Source organism: Psychroflexus maritimus (assembly GCF_011089875.1).
Lineage (GTDB): Bacteria > Bacteroidota > Bacteroidia > Flavobacteriales > Flavobacteriaceae > Psychroflexus > Psychroflexus maritimus.
Genome location: NZ_JAANAS010000064.1, coordinates 1 through 5909 on the forward strand (window position 1 = coordinate 1; position 5909 = coordinate 5909).

Annotated in this window: 3 protein-coding genes; 1 reads left to right on the plus strand and 2 read right to left on the minus strand. The window is 31.2% G+C overall.

Going from position 1 to position 5909, the window contains the following annotated elements:
* Nucleotides 1-213: 213 nt before the first annotated feature.
* Entirely contained in the window at nucleotides 214-3426 is a 3213-nt protein-coding gene (locus G7034_RS09045) for an Eco57I restriction-modification methylase domain-containing protein (protein WP_166400649.1), read from the minus strand.
* Between the two features lie 349 nt (nucleotides 3427-3775).
* On the opposite strand from G7034_RS09045, the gene G7034_RS09050 reads away from it, so the two are divergent.
* A complete protein-coding gene (locus G7034_RS09050) occupies nucleotides 3776-4375 on the plus strand; it encodes a hypothetical protein (RefSeq protein ID WP_166400650.1) in 600 nt (199 codons plus the stop codon).
* Between the two features lie 180 nt (nucleotides 4376-4555).
* Here G7034_RS09050 and G7034_RS09055 read toward each other — a convergent pair whose 3' ends face one another.
* A complete protein-coding gene (locus G7034_RS09055; protein WP_166400651.1) occupies nucleotides 4556-5164 on the minus strand; it encodes a hypothetical protein in 609 nt (202 codons plus the stop codon).
* Nucleotides 5165-5909 lie beyond the last annotated feature (745 nt).

Here is a 5909-nt window from a genome sequence, read left to right on the forward strand (position 1 = left end):
ACTTTGGACTATGAAGAGCCGTATGAATCGAGAGGTTCACGTACGGTTCTGTGAGAGGTTTAGGGGTGAGATTCCCCTTTACCTACTCGACTTTTTCATTCAGCTTGTTTTTCCGATGTTTGTTATTTAGTACGGAATTGAGCGTTGGCAAGACATACTCTTTTGCAATTTTTGGCGTAGCGTAGGCTGGTGCGAATTGTAATTGTGTATGGCTTAAGCTGTGGCTTCTTCCACAACTTTAATTTCATTTACTGTCAAACCAAATAATTCATAAACGATTTGGTCAATTTCTCTTTCGGTTTGGCTTATTTGTTCTATTAAATTAATTGCTTCATTTTTTTTAGTGTCAAATATTTCCATCCACTCAATTTCATCCGATTTACTAAGTTTTTCTCCGCCAATTTTTTTAATTGCTTTATTAAGTTCTTTTATAAATTCTCCAAAATCTAATTCGTTCCAATTTTCCAACTTTTTTGAGAATTTTTCAATTCTATAACTTTGTGATAAATATTTCACAAATCTTTCAATGTGATTTGATAGTGTAGAGTTTAACTCCAACGCATTTTTAGTTAATGATATTAATTGGCTCTTTTCTTTTGTTATTATCGGTAAATTACTAATGTAATCTGTTTTATAAAGGTAGTAACCACCATTAATCATACTACTTGTGTTTCTGATGTAAAAATCCGATAGTTTAGAATTTAAAATACCTAAAACCTGAATTAGGGAAATTTCTTTTTTTATTTCTATTCCATATACATTTTGATTAAAATAATTTGAACCTGTTGCATATGTGAATGAAGGTGAAATTGATGTGTGAGAAGTAATGAGTTTATCTGTTTCTAAAAATCTCATTTCCCTTGCTCTGTGAAAACCATACCATTCTAATGGATTTGTTTTGTACTTTTTTCTTAAGTTAATCAAGAACTCTTTATGCTCAGACAAGTAATTAAATGTCAATGAATAGTTTTGTTCTAACTCTTTTAAGCTAAGAAGTTTCTGCTCATTATTTAAGAATGTATAAGGGTAAATAATTACGTAGTCACTTGTTGGTAAAGCATAACGTTTAATATTATTTCCCTTAATAATGCTTCTTGTTATTTTCTTTTCAATTAAAAACTTATTATCATCAAGTTGGTTTTTAACTAAAACTTTGTCGCCTTGTTCTTCAATTACTTCTAAGTAATAAATTTTATCACTACCTGGAATTACTCCTTGAGAAATGTTCAATGAAATATCGGATAGTTTTTTAAAACCTCTTAACTTTTTAAGTAAGGTTAGTTCAGCCTCATTTTTAAATTCCCAATTGTTTTTTATTGATGAATAACTAACTTTTATAAAGTCATCATCTTTAAGAAAATCTAAATTTTCTGAAATGTAAATTGGTTTTTTATCTATGTATTCTTTGTAAAGAATACTATCTGTTAATTTTTTTTCTAAAAAAAAGATAGCTGTGTATGTTGTTGCACCATGAAATATATCTATATCTGAAAAAGAAATTATTTTATTTAGGTATTGTGTAGATTCAAAAACATTTTTTAAACCTTTTCCAAAATCTGCATTAATAAATCTATGAGGTTGTATGAAAGACAATAAACCACTTTCTTTTAAAAGGTCAATACTCAATTCATTGAAGAGAACATAAATGTCAAATTTCCCTGTTGCTGATTTATAATTTTCTTCAAAATAAACAACGCTATTTTTATCTAAATTCTGAACTCTAACATAAGGTGGATTTCCAATAATTACATCAAAACCACCATTGGCAAAAATCTCTGTAAATTCGTTTTGCCAATTAAAGGCTTTATCTCCTGCAACAATTGGGTCGTCAATTAAACTGTTGCCACATTTAATATTGTCATTTAAAGAAGACAGCTTTCTGCCTTTTTGAGCTGTTCTAAGCCAAAGTGAAAGTTTTGCAATTTCAACACTTTCTTCATTAATATCGACACCAAACAAATTATTTTCTAAAATAGAGTTTTCTACTTCGCTTAATATCATTGCATCTCCAAAAAGTTTGGCTTGCAATTCGTCAATGTATTGGTGTTCTGCAATTAGAAATTCTAACGCTTGATTTAAAAAAGCTCCACTACCACAAGCTGGGTCGCAAATGGTAATCTGTAACAACCATTTTCTGTAATCTTCTAATTTTTGTGTTAGCTTCTTTAATGTCGCTTTTTGTCTTCCTTTACGTTCTTTTTCGTATTCGGCTTCTTGTATGTTAAGTTTAGTTTTCTTTTCCTCACAAAGTTTACCAACAGTATTATCTACAATGTACTTGGTAATGTATTTTGGTGTGTAAAAAACGCCATCTTTTTTCCTCTTGGATTTGCTTTGGTCGTTTGAAATTCCTTCAATTTCGTTTTGGATTTCTTCAATATCGTTTAATGAATGTTCAAAAATGTGACCAAGTATGTTTACACTTACTTCACTTTCAAAATCATAGTTGCTTAAATTAACTGTGTGTTTGTAAAGTAAATCATCGTTTATTTTGATGTTATCTAAAATCTCGTCTGGTGCAAATAAGCCACCATTGTATGCAAAAATGTCGTGTTGATGTCCTTTGTGGCCTGTGTTCATATAACCGAAATATTTTTTAAATCGGTCGTACAAAGGAAAATACTCATCGTATTTGTCTTTTAAATCTGTCCATTGGTTTACAATTGAACGAATAGAATTTGGTGGAAGTAATAATCTATCTTCTGCAAAGAAGATGAATAGAAAACGGTCAAGTAGTTTTTGAGTTTTCTTGAATAAAGTAAGCTTATCGTATTCAGGATTTTCATTTTGGATTGAATCAAAAATTTCATTTCTAAATGATGCGTAATCTTTATATAATTTTTTAGTGATGTTTTCCTCTTGAGTCAAGGATTCATCTTTAATCTTTTTAGGAATGTCTTTTAGAAGATATTCTGACGAAAGACAAAGACAAAGGATATTAAAACGCTGTTTAGTAAGTTGAAATAAATTAAATTCCTCAAAATCTACTGCATTGTCAATGTAAAAACGCAATTTCTCAAAGTTGGAAGTAATGACATAATTACAACCTGGTTGGTTGTTTTTATATCCAAATGCTTGGGTTTCTACTTTGCTTAAATCGGTTGTGTTTGTTCCTTTTAGCTCAATTACAGCAAGTGCTTTTTCGCCCTTTAGAATTGCACCATCTGTCTTTTTTGAACCCTTTATATTTTTTAATTCCGTTGTGAGATTAAAGTCAGGCGTTGGGTTTTTAATATATCCGAATACGTTTACAAAAAGGTCAATCAAAAATTCGCCTTGATATTGTTCCTCTTTCGAGTTTCGAATGTTTTCTTGAATGGTAGGATTATGGAAATGGCTTGTAAATCTTTCGTAAGCTTCATTAACTTTTTCGGACTCTAATCCTTTTAAATATTTGTTTAGAACAGAGTTCTGAAATAAGCTCATATAGGTTTAATGTTTTTTCTCAAATTTAATATTATTCCGAGCGTTGGCAAAAAACAGCTCTTTTATTTTTTTCAGCATTGGCATTTCGCGTTGGCAAAAAAATGAATGTGCTGTTTGTGCGTTGGCTTTTTTAGTTCAAATGTTCAATTTTAGCTCGATTTTAGCATTACTTACAACGGTTCTTGCATAACATAAGTAAAAAGTTAAAGTGTTATACTTTTCGGTTGTGTTTTTACTGTTTATTATCTGCCGAACTTTGGGTCTCAGCAACTGACCATTTTATTTTTGTTATGCGCTGTTGGCGTTTCGTTTTTTATTTTTAGTTTAGCCTTTTTAATTCAGATTCTCAATGTCAAAGTTTTACAGATTTTTATCAAGTCCTAAAATACGTTTTTTAGATGATATTCTTATTGAACTTGAAAAAGAACCTGTTGAACAAAACGAGGATTATATAGCCCCGAAAGTTTGTTATTTCGATTCAAAACCTTATAAAATATTCGGTTCATTTAGGCTTACACAACATTTTATTCCAAAAGGAAAAGAACGTTTGTATTTTAGAATTGCTACATTATACCTTGAACGTGAAAATCTTATTTCAATAATTCGAGTCAATCCTTACACTCCAACTTACCTTATAAATTACGAAGGTGTTGTTTTAGTCAAAAGCGGTGGTTTAGGTCGTAAAATATTTCTTGAAAAACTATCGGGCATCTTACAAAGATTAGCTTGGACAACAGTATTTTTAGCTTTTTTAATTAATACTTTAATACAGTTAAAACTTGTTCATCCATTTAAGGCATCCAATCGTGAAACCAATCCCAGTGATTCCACAAATAAACGTACACAAGATATATCAAAACCAATCCAAAAATTAGACACATTAAAGTCCATAAATTCACAAATTGAAAAGGATTCAAGTAAATTTTTGTCGGGTCATAAGTTTCATTAGTCATTAATTCTGTTTCTATCATCGTTTAATTTAAATGAACGCCAACGGTTCGTGCATAACATAAGTGGCGACTTAAAATGCGCAAACTTTTCGGTTAAACTTTTACTTTTATAAAATACCAAAATTTTCGTTTCAAGCACAAATCTCGCCATTTTTGTTATGCGCTGTTGGGCATAGTATTTATTCAGAGTTCCACTTTTCATTTCGTTTTTCTTGGTCATTAAAAGTCAAATAATGAATTGAAAGTATAAGTTGAATATCAGAATTATTCAAGTCAAAATTCTTTTCATCGGAAAACACTTGATAATGAATATTTCCACTACTCCAATCGCCAGCCGAAAGTAATCTTTCAGCATATTTTTCAATCTTTGGATTCATTTTTCCAAGTTCAGTCAAATAATTTTGATAGTCACCATTACTAGAACAAACTGTTCTAGTCACTTTTCCACTTTTAAAATAAGTCGTTTTACAAAATTCCCAGATTTCATTAAAAGTTGATTCAGAAATATTGTTATATAAGTCTTTTTGTTTTTCGAAGTCAATCTGTTTCCAAAAAGGAATTCCATAAGCATAAAGAGAATCGTGAGGTATTTTTCTAAAACAGTCACCGAAATCAAGTTTGTTTTCACCGCAAATTTGATTTTCAAAGAAATCTCTTATTTTCTTGAGGTCTTTAATTTGTTCTGAAGTGAAATTATTTTCCATTTCATTTGTCGCAAACTTTTCAGAACAAGAAAAATTCAGTTGCATTATTAAAATTCCAATAAGTAAAATCTTAAATCTAATCATATGTTGAATTCGTCTCAATATTATGCCCAACGTCTCGCGCATAACGAAAGTGGCGACTTAAAATGCGCAAGTTTTTCGGTTAAACTTATACTTTCTAAAATTACACAAAACTCACGTTTCAGCAATAAATTCGCCATTTTTGTTATGCGCTGTTAGCACCAGTAGTGTGTCCTGAGTTGCGTTAGGATACGAAGATAATAATTAGTTCTTTGAAAACGCAACAAAACTTTATTAGAGATGATAGACTTTAATATTAGGTAAGAAACGAGCTAACCCCTTTAAAATAGGTAAAGTTAGAAGTCTCACACACAGCTATATTAAAGAATTGGACTATCGGATAGGACTTTCAGGAGTCGTTTCCAAACCGCCTTGAGGTGCTGAATTTAAGAGATTTGGTATTGAGCGTCAAGGTTAAAGCAAGTTCATAATCGTTTGTAGGATTAGTGATTGTATGGTGTGGTTATAGGAGTTGAACGCAAGTGAACCCTTATGGAGGTGTCGAAAATAACATTTACTGTGTCAAAATCAATGGGGTCAGCGACCTAAAGAGACAAAAGTGTAGCGGAGAACCTGATTACTGGCTACACGACACACGGCATAAAGAGGGCAAGACCTATAACTAGGCTCTAATAAGGAACAGGAGAACCAAATTCAAGATGTCAAGCAAGAACGCTAACAATCCCAGAGTGGAAAAGGCAAAGAGTAGCGAAGCTTGAGTTTGGGGCGGATGAAGTCGTAGTAGCGA

What these genes read in the sequence shown, in the direction of transcription:
- G7034_RS09050 (WP_166400650.1), top strand. Translation starts at nt 3,776, where the DNA reads ATGTCAAAGTTTTACAGATTTTTATCAAGTCCTAAAATACGTTTTTTA.
- G7034_RS09045 (WP_166400649.1), bottom strand. Translation starts at nt 3,426, where the DNA reads ATGAGCTTATTTCAGAACTCTGTTCTAAACAAATATTTAAAAGGATTA.
- G7034_RS09055 (WP_166400651.1), bottom strand. Translation starts at nt 5,164, where the DNA reads ATGATTAGATTTAAGATTTTACTTATTGGAATTTTAATAATGCAACTG.